The organism is Paenibacillus sp. FSL M7-1455, from assembly GCF_038004655.1.
In the GTDB taxonomy this organism is placed as follows: domain Bacteria; phylum Bacillota; class Bacilli; order Paenibacillales; family Paenibacillaceae; genus Paenibacillus_AQ; species Paenibacillus_AQ cookii.
Window position 1 is genome coordinate 35,025 of record NZ_JBBORO010000001.1, and the last position, 15,918, is coordinate 50,942.

Sequence of the window (15,918 nt, forward strand, 5' to 3'; positions counted from 1 at the left end):
ACAAGGAAAGAGGTGGTCGTCGACAATGGCTAAAAATGCGCTGTTGGAAATCAAACGAAATCTCGAGGCTCATGTAGGTCAGAAAATATCGCTCCGGGCTAACGGTGGACGTCGTAAGACGATCGAACGTACGGGCGTGCTCGAGGAAACGTACCCTTCTGTTTTTATCGTCAAGCTGGATCAAGAACAGCAAACCTTTAAACGTGTTTCATACAGCTATGCAGATATTCTTACTGAATCCGTGGAAGTCACCATTTGCGAAGAGCAGGCGAAGGACGCGGACTAAGCAGGATCAGGCGTAACTTTTTTATTTGGAAGCAGCTTTCCCGTGCGGAAGGCTGTTTTTTGTTGTCAGCGGATTTTTCGAATGGGGCCGGGTCGGGCGAGAAATAATACAAAAGGAATTCCTTTTACCGCATAACGAAGGACCGTCCCGAAGATGGCTTAAACGGGGCCGGTTCCGGGATTGACAAGGAGGACTGCAAATGAGCCGCAGACGCCGCAGCGTGATGTCGGAGGAACTGAAGACGGAGCTTGCCAAGGATTTGGGGTTTTACGAAACGGTTCAGCAGGAGGGTTGGGGCGGCATTAAAGCCAAGGACGCCGGCAACATGGTGAAACGCGCCATCCAGCTCGCCGAAGAGGCTGCAGCCCGCAAATCGTAAGGTTCAAAACATGTCAGACGGAGATCTCCATGGCATCGCATGGGAATCTCCGTTTTTCTATAGGCCGCGGAAGGTTCGAAATGACTTGCTTGGTACAGTTTGTTATAATGATTTGAAGCTGATAGCGAGGGAAACTTAAGGGTGGGTGAACGCCTTGAAAATTTACGAAAAAGCACCGGCCAAAATCAATTTGATGCTGGATGTATTACATAAAAGGCCGGACGGCTTCCACGAGGTCGAAATGGTCATGACGATGGTCGATTTGGCGGACAGGCTGGAAATGTCGGAGCTGCCGCGCGACACCATCATTATTACGAGCCAGGCGGGGTATATCCCGCTTGACGAGAAAAACTTGGCCTTCCAGGCCGCAAGACTGATCAAAGACCGGTACGACGTCCGCAGCGGCGTCCATATCCACTTGGACAAAAAAATCCCGGTAGCCGCGGGTTTGGCGGGGGGCAGCAGCGACGCGGCCGCGGCGCTGAGGGGATTGAACCGGCTGTGGAATTTGAACATACCCATGCAAGAGCTACAGGAGCTGGGAGCCGAGCTGGGGTCGGATGTTCCCTTTTGCGTGACGGGGGGCACGGCGCTTGCGACCGGGCGTGGGGAGAAGCTCGCCAAGGTGGACAATCCGCTAAGCTGCTGGGTTATTTTGGCCAAGCCTCCCATCAATGTGTCGACGGCGGAGGTCTACGGCAAATTCAGGGCGGCAGAGGTAAAGCGTCATCCGTCCGCCGAGCAGATGGTCAAAGCGATCGAAGCCGGCGATTTCGGAGCCGTATGCGAACGTCTCGGCAACGTGCTTGAGGATGTGACGCTGAAGCTTCACCCGCAGGTGGCCCAGCTGAAGGAAGCCATGCTGAGACTCGGGGCCGACGGAGCGCTCATGTCGGGAAGCGGCCCGACCGTATTCGGGCTTGTTTATAAAGAATCGAAGGTCGCGCGGATTTATAACGGACTTCGCGGGTTTTGCCGGGAAGTGTACGCGGTGCGGCTATTGACCTGATGATCCTGCCGGGCGCATAAAAAGCAAGCCGGGCCGGAAATGTTTGCGGGGCAGGATCTTCTTGTACAAACACGTACAAAAATGCTATATTTATACTGTATTATTCGGATTTTACACATAGGGAAATCGAATTTGAAGATGGCTTGACCGAAAGCAGCTAGTTTGGCCGGCCATCGTTGATGAATAAAGTGATAGCGAGGAGTTTTCGTGAAAAAATTAAAGCGAAGCGCGCGTCTGGTCGAGATGACCCAATATTTGCTGTCCAGACCTCATACTTTGATCCCGCTCACCACGTTCGCCGAACGGTACGGGGCCGCCAAATCCTCGATCAGCGAAGACCTGGTGATCATCAAGGAGGTATTCGAGGACGAGGGCATGGGAGAACTGCTGACGCTGGCCGGAGCGGCCGGAGGCGTGAAGTTCATTCCGAAGATGCCGAAGAGTCAGGCGTTGGCCTTTGCGGAGGAGCTTTGCAGCCAGCTGCAGCAAAAAGACCGCATCCTCCCCGGCGGATACCTGTATATGTCCGATTTGCTCGGAGAGCCGTCCTTGATGAACGAAGCGGGGAAAATATTTGCCACCGCCTTTGCCGATCAGGAGATCGACGTGGTGATGACGGTGGAGACCAAAGGGATCCCGCTGGCTTATGCGACCGGTGCCCAGCTGAATTTGCCCGTAGTCCTGGTCCGGAGGGACCACCAGGTGACGGAAGGTTCGGCGGTGAGCATCAACTACGTCTCAGGCTCGCATAAAAGCATCCACACCATGTCGCTGTCGCGGCGCGCCCTCAAAGAGAAGTCCAAAGTCCTGATCGTGGACGACTTCATGAAAGCCGGCGGAACCATTCAAGGGATGGTCGATTTGCTGGCCGAATTTGATGCCGAAGTCGCAGGCGTGGGCGTATTGGTGGAATCCGGCGAGGTGGATACGGAGGAGCGTCTCCTGCATGACTACGTGTCGCTGGCGACCTTGACCGGCGTCGACGCCAAAACGAAGGAAATCGGCGTGAAACCGGGCAATTATTTTACTAAAAACTGACCCGGCTACGTCTTGACGAAATATGTCGACTGGAAACTTTTCGGGACGAATAGTTCCGAAGTCTGTCGACAATCTCATTTCTATAAAAAAATTCCTGAAATTAGGACATTTTGTTGCTCCAAAAAAGAGGATTTTGAACTGCTGTGTGGAATTATACACCAAGTCTCTGATGGAAAAAGGTGGTGAACACACATGCAAATTACGGATGTCAGACTCCGCCGAGTCAACTCTGAGGGGAGAATGAAAGCAATCGCATCCATTACCATTGATAACGAATTTGTGGTTCATGATATTCGGGTCATCGATGGCAACAATGGAATGTTCGTTGCTATGCCGAGCAAGCGCACTCCAGACGGGGAATTCCGCGACATCGCCCATCCGATCTCTTCCGGTACGCGGGAGAAGATCCAAACGGCTGTCCTGGCGGAATATGAACGCGCTGCCAATGAAGAAGAAGTGATTGAGGAAGGCGCTTAAGGTTTACAATTGGGGTTCAAGGAAAAGAGAGCCAGACTTATGGCTCTCTTTTCTTTTTACGGAGAATACGATATATTCTTTAATGAGTTTAAGAGTGGGAGGTCAAGATCCTTGAAAAGAATGGCGATTGTTCTTGCCGCAGGGCAGGGTAAACGAATGAAATCGAAACTATACAAAGTGCTGCACCCCGTCTGTGGAAAACCTATGGTAGGGCATGTGCTGGATACCGTCAAAGAAGTCGACTGCGAGCGCAGCGTCGTTATCGTGGGCCATGGTGCGGAAGCCGTCCAATCTTATCTGGGTGAGGCCGCGGAATACGTGCTGCAGGAGCAGCAGCTCGGAACGGGCCATGCCGTGAAAATGGCAAAGGATCTCCTCGGATCGGAACAAGGCTCTACCATCGTCATTTGCGGGGATACGCCTCTTGTTACTGCGGAAACGTTGAAGGCTCTGACGGAGCTTCATGAGAGCAATAACGCGGCGGCAACCGTGCTGACGGCTTATACGGAAAATCCTAAAGGATACGGGCGCGTCATCCGGAGCGAAGACGGCAGCGTTCTGCGGATCGTGGAACAGAAGGACTGCTCGCCGGAAGAAGATGCCGTGCGCGAATTCAATACCGGAACATATTGCTTTGATAATGCCAAGCTGTTTGCGGCTCTCGATAAAGTAACGAACAACAATGCGCAGCAGGAATATTATTTGACCGACGTCATCGGCATCCTTGTCGGCGCAGGCGAAACGGTGCTTGGGTACATGACCGAAGATTACGCGGAATCGATCGGCGTCAACGACCGTCTGGCCCTTTCCGAAGCGGAGCGTTTGATGCGCGAGCGCATCAACAAACGGCATATGCTCGGCGGCGTAACCATCATTGATCCGGCCTCGACCTATATCGGCGCGGACGTCAAAATCGGCTCCGACACGGTGCTTCTTCCGGGCACGGTCCTTACGGGAAACACCGTCATCGGCGAAGACTGCCAAATCGGGCCGCAAAGCGAGATCAAGGATTCCGTCATCGGCGACGGGGCGGTCATCAAACATTCCGTGCTTGACCAGGCGGAAGTCGGAAACCGCACGACCGTCGGCCCTTATGCCTATTTGCGCCCGAAAGCCCAATTGGGGGAAGACGTGAAAATCGGCGATTTCGTGGAGGTCAAAAACGCCAAGATCGCGGACGGTTCCAAAGTGTCGCATTTAAGCTACATCGGCGACGCGGTCGTCGGGAAAAACGTCAATGTCGGCTGCGGTGCGATAACGGTCAACTACGATGGGTATAATAAATCCATAACGGAAATCGAAGACGATGCCTTTATCGGCAGCAACGTGAATCTAATCGCCCCTGTGAAGGTTGGGAAAGGCGCGTACGTGGTTGCAGGATCGACCATTACGCATTCGGTGCCTGAAAACGATCTGGCCATTGCCAGAAAGCGTCAGGAGAACAAGCCGGGATACGCGGAAAAAATCCGTGCCCGCGCAAAGGCAAAAAAAGACAAGCAGTAGCATTTGCGTCCAAAGGATGATTAAATAGTAATAGAGGATTAATCACAATTTCCTAGAAGCATCATTGTTCAAACGGCAATGGAGACAGGCATGAATTTCAATGAACCAGCACGGAGGGTTTTTATTTTATGACTTATTGTGATTCGAAATTAAAGATTTTTACTTGTAACTCCAATCCGAAGCTCGCGCAGCAAATAGCCGATTATATCGGGATTCCGATGGGCGATTCCCATACCACCAGCTTCAGCGACGGCGAAATCCAAGTGAAGCTGAACGAAAGCGTCCGCGGCTGCCACGTGTATGTCGTCCAGTCCACCTGCGGCCCGGTCAACGACAACCTGATGGAGCTGCTGATCATGGTCGACGCGCTGAAACGCGCCTCCGCGAAGAGCATCAATGTCGTGATTCCTTATTACGGCTACGCGCGTCAGGACCGCAAAGCCCGTTCCCGCGATCCGATCACTGCGAAGCTGGTCGCTAACCTGATTGAAAAAGCGGGAGCGCACCGCGTCATCACGATGGATTTGCACGCGATGCAGATTCAGGGATTTTTCGACATTCCGGTGGACCATCTGCTTGGCGTGCCGATTTTGGCGCAATATTTCCGTTCGAAGCAGATCGAAAATCCGGTCGTCGTCTCCCCGGACCACGGCGGCGTCGTGCGTGCCAGAAAGCTGGCCGACTTCCTGAACGCCCCTCTGGCCATCATCGATAAGCGGCGTCCGGAACCGAACGTGAGCGAAGTGATGAACATCATCGGCCACATCGAGGGCAAAACGGCCATTTTGATCGACGACATCATCGATACGGCCGGCACCATCGTCCTTGGCGCCAATGCGCTGATGGAAGGCGGGGTCAAGGAAGTTTACGCTTGCTGTACGCATCCGGTATTCTCCGGTCCTGCCATGGAACGTCTTGAAAACTCTCCGCTGAGTGAAGTCATTGTAACGGATACCATTCCGATTACGCATCCTGACCCAAGCAACAAAATCAAAGTGCTTTCGGTAGCTCCGCTTATGGGCGAAGCGATTATCCGGGTTCATGAGGAACTGTCGATCAGCAAGCTGTTTGAAATCGAATAAATGGATGGCGACAAAAGAGGGGTATGTTTTCCGGGAGGAGAATATAACCCTTCTCGCCATATACCGCCGTTTGGAGGAATCAAAACGAAATGAAATGGATCGTCGGACTGGGCAACCCCGGTTCTAACTACGAAAAAACGCGCCATAACGTCGGATTTATGATGCTTGACGCTTTGGCGAAACGCCATGGGATCAAATTTGGCCCCAGCAAATGCAAGGCTTTGATCGGCGAAGGTTTGATCGGCAGCGACAAAGTGGTGCTTATCAAGCCGATGACGTACATGAATTTATCGGGCGAAGCCGTTCGGGCTTACATGGACTATTACAAAGCGAACGTCGAAGACATGATCGTCGTATACGACGATTTGGATACCGAGATCGGCAAAATACGGCTGCGGTACCAGGGAAGCGCAGGCGGGCATAACGGCATCAAATCGATCATCCAGCATACCGGAACGCAAACCTTTAATCGCATCCGCATGGGCATTTCCCGTCCGGAGCCGGGTTTTGCCGTGGTAGATTATGTCCTATCGGCATTTCCGAAAAAGGAGAAAGAGCTGCTGGAACACATGATCGAACGTGCGTGCGATGCCGCCGAATACAGTCTCGATCATACCTACGAGCAGACGATGGCGAAGTTTAACGGGTAAAAGGGCGCGGCAAGCTTCGGTAAACAGGGCTAAATCAAGCGCAGAGCGGGCATAATGAGGGTATAAACCACCTTCAGGAGGCATATAGATGGCTATAAATTATATCTGCCGGCACTGCCGAACCCCGCTCGGGACTCTCGATTCGACCCAGGTAACCGATGCCCAGCTCGGGTTTCATTCCTTGACCCCCGCGGAACGGAGAGATATAATAGCGTATGATTTAAGCGGAGACGTCACCGTTAAGGTGATTTGCGATTATTGCAGGGAAGCACTGGAGAACAATCCGGAGCTGAGCCTGATCACAAGCCCGCTCCAATAAGGATCCGGTGGGGATACCCGACGTTTTCGGGGCCTCGGCAGTTTTGCTGAGGCTTCTTTTCGGTATTCCCTGGGATGACCTATTTGGTAGATTTTTTCGGAATATTGAAGTTTTTTAAATAACAAGAGGATTTTTCAAAATCCAGAAAAGTTAGCATGAGAGAGGTGCCCCTTTTGTTACAAGCACTTATAGAAGCATTCTCCAAAGATCCGGATTTGCAATCCGTCACCGCCGGCGTAAAAGCAGGCATGAAAGAACAGCTGGTATCGGGTCTGTCCGGCTCCGCGCGGCAAATCATGCTGGCGGCATTGTACGAAGAAGTGAAGCGCCCGATGTTGATCGTGACCCATAACATGTTTTCGGCGCAAAAAATCGCGGAGGATTTGCAGGAAGCGCTTTCTCCAGAAAACGTTCTGCTGTACCCGGCCAATGAGCTGGTCGCCGCCGAATCGGCCGTATCCAGTCCGGAAACGCTTGCCCAGCGGATCGACGTGTTGATGAAATGCGCGCAGGGATTCACGGGGGTCGTCGTCGCGCCTTTTTCCGGGGTACGGCGGTTTTTGCCTGCTCCCGAAGTGATGGGGAAGTCCCAAATCCGGATCGAAGACGGCGGCACGCTGAACGTCGACGAATTCATGCTGCGCATGATCGAGATGGGGTACGAACGCGTGGAGCGCGTGGAAAGCAAAGGCGAGATGAGCCTGCGCGGCGGCATTATCGATTTTTATCCCATGACCTCCGAGCTTGCTTACCGCGTCGAGCTGTTTGATGAAGATATCGATTCCATCCGCACCTTCGACCCGGCAGATCAGCGTTCCATCGACAAAGTCAAGGAAGTTACCATTACCCCTTGCAAAGAGATTATCGCGGATCAGCAGCGGTTGGTCCAAGCGGCCGAAGCCGCAGGACATTTGCTGGAGGAGCAGCTCGGCAAAATGACGGACCGCCAGGCCAAGCTGCGCCTGACCGAAGAGATGAACCGGGAAATGGAGCTTTTGCGCGAGCATGTCTATTTTCCCGAAATCTATAAATATATTTCGCTCCTTTATCCGGAGCGCAAGACGCTGTACGACTACATGCCCAAAGACACGGTATTGATACTCGACGAGCCGGCCCGCCTTCTGGAAACGGCAAGACAACTGGAGCGCGACGAGGCCGAATGGAACCTGCATTTGCTTCAAAACGGTAAAACGTTGCCGCAGCTGCATCTGTCGGTCGAAAACGAGGCCGTGCTCTATCATCGTCCTTTCCAGACCATTTTCATGTCCATTTTCCTGCGCCAGGTGCCGCATACGCAGCCGCAAAACATTTTGAACTTCATCAGCCGCGGCATGCAGGATTTCCATGGTCAAATGAACGTGCTCAAATCGGAGATGGAGCGCTGGCATAAATCCGGCGTCAAGGTCATCATGCTGGCCAGCGGCGAAGAACGGCTCGAGCGGATGCGCCGCGTTCTGCAGGACTACAACATCGAAGAGCCCGTCATGATGCAGGGCAACCTGCAGACGGGATTCGAGATGCCTTCGATTCACCTCGCGGTCATTACCGAAGGCGAAATGTTCTCGCAAAAGCAGCGCAAAATCCGCAAGCTCGGCAAAAACATGGACAATGCCGAACGCATCAAAAGTTATACCGAGCTGAAGGTCGGCGACTACGTCGTCCACCAAAACCACGGGATCGGCAAATACATGGGCATCGGCACGCTCGAAATTAACGGCATCCATAAGGATTACATGCATATCCTGTATGCCGGCGGCGACAAGCTGTCCGTGCCGATCGAGCAGATCGACCTGATTCAAAAGTACGTCGGCTCGGAGGACAAGGAGCCTAAAATCTACAAGCTGGGCGGCAACGAGTGGAACAAGGTCAAAAGCAAGGTCCATTCGTCCGTGCAGGATATTGCGGATGATCTGATCAAGCTTTACGCCGAACGGCAAGCGACGCCGGGTTACGCGTTCGAAAAGGATACGCCCGAGCAGCGCGAATTCGAGGAAATGTTCCCGTACGACGAAACGCGCGACCAGCTGCGGGCCATCGAGGAAATCAAAAAGGACATGGAAAAAAACCGCCCGATGGACCGGCTGCTTTGCGGCGACGTCGGCTACGGCAAAACCGAGGTGGCGATCCGCGCGGCCTTCAAGGCGGCGATGGAGGGCAAGCAGGTAGCGGTGCTCGTTCCGACGACGATTTTGGCGCAGCAGCATTACGAAACGTTCCGCGAACGTTTTTCGGGATATCCGATCAACATCCAGGTGCTCAGCCGCTTCCGTTCCCGGAAGGAGCAGAACGAGACGATCAAGGGCGTCCGCCAAGGGACGGTCGACGTTGTCATCGGCACGCATCGCCTGTTGTCCCAGGATCTTGTATTCAAGGACCTTGGACTGTTGATCGTCGACGAGGAGCAGCGTTTTGGCGTGACCCACAAGGAGAAGCTCAAAAAGCTGAAAACGAACGTGGACGTGCTGACGTTAACGGCAACGCCGATTCCACGCACGCTGCATATGTCGATGCTGGGCGTTCGCGATCTGTCGGTCATCGAGACGCCGCCGGAGAACCGTTTTCCGGTGCAAACCTACGTGGTGGAGCACAGCCAGACGCTGGTGCGGGAGGCAATCGAACGGGAGCTTGGCCGCGGGGGCCAGGTCTATTATCTCTACAACCGGGTGCAGGGCATTCAGGAAATGGCGAGCCAGATCAGCGCGCTGGTGCCTGAAGCCAGAGTCGGCGTCGGCCACGGCCAAATGTCCGAATCGGAGCTCGAAAAGACGATCCTCGACTTCCTGGACGGCGAATACGACGTGCTTGTCAGCACGAGCATCATCGAAACCGGGGTCGACATTCCGAACGTCAACACGCTGATCGTGCACGACGCGGACAAAATGGGCTTGTCCCAGCTGTACCAGCTGCGCGGCCGCGTAGGCCGGTCCAACCGGATCGCCTATGCTTATTTTACGTATCAGCGGGACAAGGTGCTGACGGAGGTTGCGGAGAAACGGCTGCAATCGATCAAGGAATTCACGGAGCTTGGTTCCGGCTTCAAAATCGCCATGCGCGATTTGTCCATCCGCGGCGCAGGGAACCTGCTCGGGGCGGAGCAGCACGGCTTTATCGCTTCCGTCGGCTTCGACCTGTATTCGCAAATGCTGGCCGAAGAGATCAAGAAGCGGAAAGTCACCATGCTCGGCGAAAAAGAAGAGCCGTCCAAATCATGGAATACCGTCATCGACATCGGCATCGATGCTTATTTGCCTGCCGACTACATCTATGACAGCATCCAAAAAATCGAAATCTACAAAAAGGTTGCGGCCGTCGGCACGTTCAACGACGAAAAAGAGCTGGAGGACGAATTGCTCGACCGGTTCGGAGAGCTGCCTGAAGCGGTGGTCAACCTGCTTGCGGTGGCCCGCCTGAAGATTTACGGCAAAATGTACGGCATCGACTCGATCAACCGCCGCGGCGACGATTTGCTGCTGAAGTTTTACGAAGGCCAGGAGAAAAAAATCAGCACCTCCAAACTTGCCCAGATTGGCAATAAGTTCGAAAGACGTGTACAATTTGAGCAGGAGTCTCATTTATTGATCCGCATCAAGGGCAAGGGACTGGGTGACAAGCAGCTGCTTGGTTTGCTGGAGGATTTTTTGGCGGCCATTCGGGAGCTGTTCAAATCGAAGGAGGAACTTCAGGATGTCGTTCAATAGAAGGAAGGCATGGAAGGGAATCATCTTGACGGTGGTCTCGGCCATGATGCTTTCCGTACTGGCTGCCTGCGAAAAAAGCGGGGCGGATGAGCAGCAGGATGCTGCCGAACCGAAAGACACGAGCAAAGTGGTGGCAACCTATAAAGGGGGAAGCATCACGGAAAAAGAGCTTGAGACCCAGAAAAAAATCATCTCTTTTACGTCCCCGGATGATGCGCAGCTGGTCAATCTCAGCTATTTTCAGGATTTTTTGGTCAAGCAGATGATCGCTTTCGATTATTTGAGCAGCAAGGCGGCGGAATCCTCGAAAAAAGAAGGGGAAAAGCAAGCCGACCAGCTGATCGGGCAAAATAAAGAGAAGATGGGCGAAGAACAGTTCAAAAAGGAACTGGAGAGCCGGCAATTGAAGGAGGAGGACCTCCGGAATTATCTCGTCAAAACGATGACGGCCATGACCGACATGAACAGCAAAGTGACGGAAGACGAGGTCAAAAATAAATTCGAGGCGAACAAGCAGGAGTATACGGTAGCGACCCTGCATCACATCCTGATCGGGCTGCAATACGGCGACAAAAAGGAGCGCACCAAGGAAGAGGCCCTCAAAATCGCCAAGGACGTCAAGTCCCAGCTGGATCAGGGAGCAGACTTCGCGGACATCGCCAAAAAATACTCCGACGATTCGGCGACCAAGGAAAGCGGCGGTTTGTACGAGAACTTTACCGTCGGCCAATATAACATTAACGGATTCAAGGAGCAGGTGCTGACGCTGCCGCTGGGCAAAATCAGCGACCCGTTCGAAACGACGCTTGGTTATCATATCGTTAAGGTGGACTCCCGGAAGGAGACGACGTTCGATCAGCTGACCAAGGAACAGAAGGAAATCATCAAATACAACCTGGGCGCGGCGAAGATCGACAACTTCATCCAAAACCAGCTCAAGGACATCATTCAGAAAATCGACCTGCCGAAAACGGAAGACCAGCAGCCGCAGGGCGGCGCGCAAAGCGGGAAGGCCGGGTCGGACGGCAAGACCGGCAGCCCGGCGCAGCCAAATGCCGAACAGCCTGCGGGCGCCGGCGCGAAATGATACAAGCTTGACTTCAAAACGCGGAGAAATCCGCGTTTTTGCGTGGGCAAAAACGGGTATCCATAAAAGGTACAATCTGTATCGGACCGCAACTATTCATTCCAAGATCATGTATAAGGATTTGGGAAAGGATGAATACTATGGTCAGATATCACACTTATATTACTGGGACACACATCTTCCCATCCGAACAGTAGTTGAAAAATCTTCTCGAGAAAGCGGGGCAACATGTTAATGAAAGCTACTGGAATAGTCCGCCGTATTGATGACCTGGGCAGAGTGGTCATCCCTAAAGAAATCAGACGCACACTGCGAATCCGCGAAGGAGATCCGCTTGAAATTTTTGTAGACCGCGATGGTGAAGTGATTTTGAAGAAATATTCCCCGATCGGAGAACTTGGCGACTTTGCCAAGGAATATGCCGAATCCCTTTACGAAGGCACGGGACATATAACCATCATTTCTGACCGGGATACCTATATTGCGGTAGCGGGCGGCTCCAAGAAGGAGTATCTGGAGAAGCCGATCGGCACTCCGATCGAAAACTGCATGGATAATCGCAAAACGCTGCTGGAAACCGGCGGCGGCAGCTACGAAATCACCAAGGATCATCAGGAGACGCTGTCTTCTTTCGTGGCGGCGCCGATCATTTCGGGCGGCGACCCGATCGGATCGGTCATTCTTCTCAGCAAGGACGACTCCGTGAAAATGTCACAGCTGGAAATCAAAATGGCCGAAACCGCGGCTGCGTTTCTCGGCAAACAAATGGAGCAGTAAAACAGGCAAACTCCCGCTTCAGGGCCGCGCTGGCGGCGCTACCTGGAAAGGCGGGAGTTTTTATGTTTCCGTTTTCCCAGGTATAATGGAAAGATGTAATCCGTTTAAGGGTATAAAACTTGGGAGAAGTAGGGACGAGAGGCATGAAGGAACCGGGGACATCCTCCAAAATATTGCAGGGAGCATTCGTGCTCGGCATCGCCATGGTGCTGTCGAAGCTGATCGGAACGCTGCAAAAAATCCCGCTGCAAAACATGGGCGGGGACGCGGTTTTTGGCATATACAATACCGTTTATCCGTTATATACGTTGATCATCACGGTGGCATTGGCCGGGTTTCCGTCGGCGGTCGCCAAATTCGTCGCGGAGGATGCGGCGCTGGGCGGACGGTCCCGGAGCCTGCGGGTGATCCGCATCGCCTCCGGAGCGTTGATCGTGTCGGGCCTATTGTTCGGGGCGGCCGTTTATTTCGGGGCGCCGCTTATTGGCTGGATGATCGGCAACGCAAGCGTCGTCCCGGCTCTTCGGGCCTCGTCCTTCGCGTTGCTGTTCGTTCCGCTGATGACGGGGCTGCGCGGTTTTTTTCAAGGCTATCAGAACATGATGCCGACCGCGGTGTCGCAAATTGCGGAGCAGGGCGTACGCGTCGCCGTCATGATCATTTTGCTCGTATACCTGACATCGGCGGGGGCGTCGGCGGAGACGATCGCCGCCGGGGCGCTTCTGGGTTCGGCGGCCGGCGGGCTTGCCGGTCTTGTTGTCATGGGCGGATACTGGAGGGGGTATGCGCGCCGAGGGAAAGTTTCGGCAGGGACCAGGGACGGGGATGAAGCCGGCAAGGAGCAGCCCCGGCAATCCGGAGGCCGTTTATTGCGGGACATGCTGAAATATGCCATTCCAATCTGCCTCGGCGCGCTGGCGATTTCGCTGGTCAATCTGGCGGACACCTTTACCATGCCGCGGCTGCTGAAAAGCGGCGGAGCGGGCGAAGCGGGGGCGATGGTGCAGTTCGGCATTTACAACCGCGGCATGCCGGTGGTGCAGCTCGTCACGATGCTGGCCACCTCGCTGTCGGTGTTGTTTATCCCCGCGCTGGCCGAAGCAAAGGCGACGGGGGACAAGAAGCTGATCGCCGAGCGGTGCCGCTTGTCGCTGCGCTGGTTTTGGCTGATCGGCATGGCGGCGTCGATCGGGATCGCCGTGCTGGCCGAGCCGATCAATATCGCGCTGTACGAGGACGGGACGGGCACGGGCGTCATCCGCTGGATCGCCTTTACCGCGGCGGGCAGCGCGCTGAGCATCATCTCCGCCGCCCTGCTTCAGGGGCTGGGCATCGTCAAAGCGCCGGCGCTGCATCTGCTGGCCGCGGCGGCGGCGAAGGCGCTGCTGAACCTGCTGCTGGTTCCGCAGCTGGGGATTACCGGCGCGGCCATCGCCAGCGTCGCCGCGCATTTCCTGGCCGCAGCGCTGAACATCGCGCTGCTTGCCCGCACGGCCGGCCTGCGGATCGGCGCAGGCCGGGCCCTTGCCATGCCGGCAGCCGTGCTCGCCGGCATGGCGCTTGCGGCGGGCGCCGCCATGCTCGCCGCGGACGCTTTGCTGTCCGCGCTCGGGCTGCACGCCCGCCTGGCGTCCGCCGCGGCCAGCCTTGCCGGGGCCGCGGCCGGGGGCGCCGTGTTCCTGCTCGGCGCCGTCCGAACCCGCCTGCTCAGCGAGCAGGAGCTGCGCATGGTGCCCAAGGTCGGCGCTCCGCTCGCCGACCTGCTGCGGAGGCTTCGGCTGTTGGCGTAACCCGAATGCCGCGGGGCCGATGATTTTTTTCTATGAGAAAGCCATGATATAGTATAGCTGCTACCAAATACCGGAAGAATGGTAAATAGAGCGGGGGGATGAAGGATGGGTGCATCCATAACCATCGTCGGCCTGGGTTCGGGCAATCCGGACCGCCTGACGGTCGGCATCGTGAAACAATTGCAGCAGGCGTCCGAGGTCTACGTCCGGACGAAGGAACATCCGATGATGTCGGTTTTGGACGATTTGCAGGTTACGGTCCGGTCGTTCGATTACATCTATGAAGCGAAGGATTCGTTTCCAGAGGTTTATGCTTCGATCGCCGACGCATTGATCGAAAAGGCGGCGGCAGGCGCGGACGGCGCGGTGATCGTCTATGCCGTGCCGGGACATCCGATGGTGGCGGAGTCCACCGTGCAGATGCTCCGCGAGCGCTGCGGAAGCGAAGGCATCGAACTGGCCATCCTCGGCGGGGAGTCTTTTCTGGACGAAGCGTTCGTCCGCCTGGGCTTCGACCCGATCGAAGGCTTTCAATTGCTTGATGCCAGCGGGCTGAATGCAAGCTTTCTGCAGCCGCAGCTGCATACGGTCATCGGGCAAGTGTACGACGCATTTACGGCGTCGGACGTGAAGCTGGCGCTGATGGAGCTGTATCCGGACGACTACACGGTCATCGTCGGTCATGCGCTTGGCGTGGAGGGTCAGGAGAAGATTTTGCGCGTTCCTCTGTACGAGCTGGACCGCGTGGAGGGATACGGCAATTTGTCGCTGGTTTACGTGCCGCGGAGCGATGACGACATGCTGCGCCAGCGCACGTTCGCGCGGCTGCACGAAATCGTCGGCATACTTCGCAGCCCCGAAGGCTGTCCTTGGGACCGGGAACAGACGCATGAGTCGATCCGGAAGAACCTCATTGAGGAAACATACGAGGTTTTGGAAACGATCGACGAGGATGATCCCGAGCATATGCAGGAAGAGCTGGGCGATTTGCTGCTGCAGGTGATGCTGCATTCGCAAATGGAGGAGGAACTCGGTACCTTCAGCGTGTTCGACGTCATCCAGGGCTTGAACGACAAGCTGATTTTCCGCCATCCGCATGTGTTCGGCAAAACGCGGGCGGAGGATGCCGAGGAAGCGCTCCAAAATTGGGAGCAGATGAAAGCCGAAGAAAAGCGGCGCAAAGGACAGAATCCGGAGGAGTCATCCGTCCTGGACGGCATTCCGAAGGACCTGCCCGCGCTTATGAAGGCGTACAAGCTTCAGAAGAAAGCATCCAAGGTCGGTTTCGATTGGGAACGGATCGGCGACGTGTTCCTCAAGATCGAGGAGGAGCTGGCCGAGCTGCGCGAAGCCGTCGAAAAGGGATACGCGCCCGAGGAGCAAATCGGCGAGCTGGGAGACCTGCTTTTTGCCGCGGCCAACGCCGCCCGGTTCCTGGGCGCGGACCCGGAAGAGGCGTTGTCGAGAACGAACCGCAAATTCGTCCGCCGGTTCCGTTTTATCGAGGAGCAGCTGAGAGCCCAAGGGAAAACGATTCAGGAAAGCTCCCTCGAAGAAATGGACGCCATTTGGCAACAGGCGAAAAATCAGGTATGATAAGGATTCGATCAGCTTAAAAGGTCTGCGAGGGTTCCGCAAAAGCGAACATGAACCTGAGGAAGGTACGCCGATCGACGTTTTTTTACAGGGATTTCCTCATTCATCTAAATTTTTGGCGGAACCAGGCAGGAATTTTGGCAGGGCACCAAGAATAATCATACGCATGAAGGATTTCGCGAAAATCCTAACATGAAGACGGCGTCCCCAGGGTCGCATGCATATGC

At 54.9% G+C, this 15,918-nt stretch carries 14 protein-coding genes; all 14 read left to right on the top strand.

Features of this window, described 5'->3' with window-relative positions:
- Positions 1-25 precede the first annotated feature (25 nt).
- Complete coding sequence (gene veg, locus NYE48_RS00160; RefSeq protein ID WP_036712726.1) at positions 26-286, top strand: biofilm formation stimulator Veg; 261 nt, start codon at positions 26-28, stop codon at positions 284-286.
- 199 nt (positions 287-485) lie between these two features.
- A complete protein-coding gene (locus tag NYE48_RS00165) occupies positions 486-665 on the top strand; it encodes a small, acid-soluble spore protein, alpha/beta type (RefSeq protein WP_036712728.1) in 180 nt (59 codons plus the stop codon).
- 154 nt (positions 666-819) lie between these two features.
- Positions 820-1,674 (top strand): 4-(cytidine 5'-diphospho)-2-C-methyl-D-erythritol kinase, encoded by an 855-nt coding sequence (gene ispE, locus NYE48_RS00170; RefSeq protein ID WP_212952148.1) that lies wholly within the window; start codon positions 820-822, stop codon positions 1,672-1,674.
- A 207-nt stretch (positions 1,675-1,881) separates the two neighbouring features.
- Positions 1,882-2,712, top strand: a complete 831-nt coding sequence (gene purR / locus NYE48_RS00175; RefSeq protein WP_340996144.1) for a pur operon repressor — start codon at positions 1,882-1,884, stop codon at positions 2,710-2,712.
- Positions 2,713-2,904: 192 nt separating this feature from the next.
- The gene (gene spoVG / locus NYE48_RS00180; RefSeq protein ID WP_036712730.1) at positions 2,905-3,189 is read left to right on the top strand and encodes a septation regulator SpoVG; all 285 of its coding nucleotides are present in this window, start codon (positions 2,905-2,907) and stop codon (positions 3,187-3,189) included.
- 120 nt (positions 3,190-3,309) lie between these two features.
- Complete coding sequence (glmU, locus tag NYE48_RS00185; RefSeq protein WP_212952173.1) at positions 3,310-4,692, top strand: bifunctional UDP-N-acetylglucosamine diphosphorylase/glucosamine-1-phosphate N-acetyltransferase GlmU; 1,383 nt, start codon at positions 3,310-3,312, stop codon at positions 4,690-4,692.
- 128 nt (positions 4,693-4,820) lie between these two features.
- Positions 4,821-5,774: a ribose-phosphate diphosphokinase gene (locus tag NYE48_RS00190; RefSeq protein WP_036712732.1), complete on the top strand. Its 954-nt coding sequence runs from the start codon at positions 4,821-4,823 to the stop codon at positions 5,772-5,774.
- An 89-nt stretch (positions 5,775-5,863) separates the two neighbouring features.
- The gene (gene pth, locus NYE48_RS00195) at positions 5,864-6,424 is read left to right on the top strand and encodes an aminoacyl-tRNA hydrolase (RefSeq protein ID WP_212952150.1); all 561 of its coding nucleotides are present in this window, start codon (positions 5,864-5,866) and stop codon (positions 6,422-6,424) included.
- 88 nt (positions 6,425-6,512) lie between these two features.
- The gene (locus NYE48_RS00200; protein WP_036712738.1) at positions 6,513-6,743 is read left to right on the top strand and encodes an anti-sigma-F factor Fin family protein; all 231 of its coding nucleotides are present in this window, start codon (positions 6,513-6,515) and stop codon (positions 6,741-6,743) included.
- Between the two features lie 173 nt (positions 6,744-6,916).
- Positions 6,917-10,441: a transcription-repair coupling factor gene (gene mfd / locus NYE48_RS00205; protein WP_212952151.1), complete on the top strand. Its 3,525-nt coding sequence runs from the start codon at positions 6,917-6,919 to the stop codon at positions 10,439-10,441.
- Positions 10,428-11,528: a peptidylprolyl isomerase gene (locus NYE48_RS00210; RefSeq protein WP_340996148.1), complete on the top strand. Its 1,101-nt coding sequence runs from the start codon at positions 10,428-10,430 to the stop codon at positions 11,526-11,528. The genes mfd and NYE48_RS00210 overlap by 14 nt, the downstream gene beginning before the upstream one ends.
- Before the next feature lie 234 nt (positions 11,529-11,762).
- Positions 11,763-12,305 carry a stage V sporulation protein T gene (spoVT, locus tag NYE48_RS00215; protein WP_036712796.1) on the top strand — a complete coding sequence of 181 codons (543 nt, stop codon included), beginning with the start codon at positions 11,763-11,765 and terminating at the stop codon, positions 12,303-12,305.
- Positions 12,306-12,448: 143 nt separating this feature from the next.
- Positions 12,449-14,095 (top strand): putative polysaccharide biosynthesis protein, encoded by a 1,647-nt coding sequence (locus tag NYE48_RS00220; protein WP_341000580.1) that lies wholly within the window; start codon positions 12,449-12,451, stop codon positions 14,093-14,095.
- A 105-nt stretch (positions 14,096-14,200) separates the two neighbouring features.
- Positions 14,201-15,691: a nucleoside triphosphate pyrophosphohydrolase gene (mazG, locus tag NYE48_RS00225; RefSeq protein ID WP_036712744.1), complete on the top strand. Its 1,491-nt coding sequence runs from the start codon at positions 14,201-14,203 to the stop codon at positions 15,689-15,691.
- Positions 15,692-15,918 lie beyond the last annotated feature (227 nt).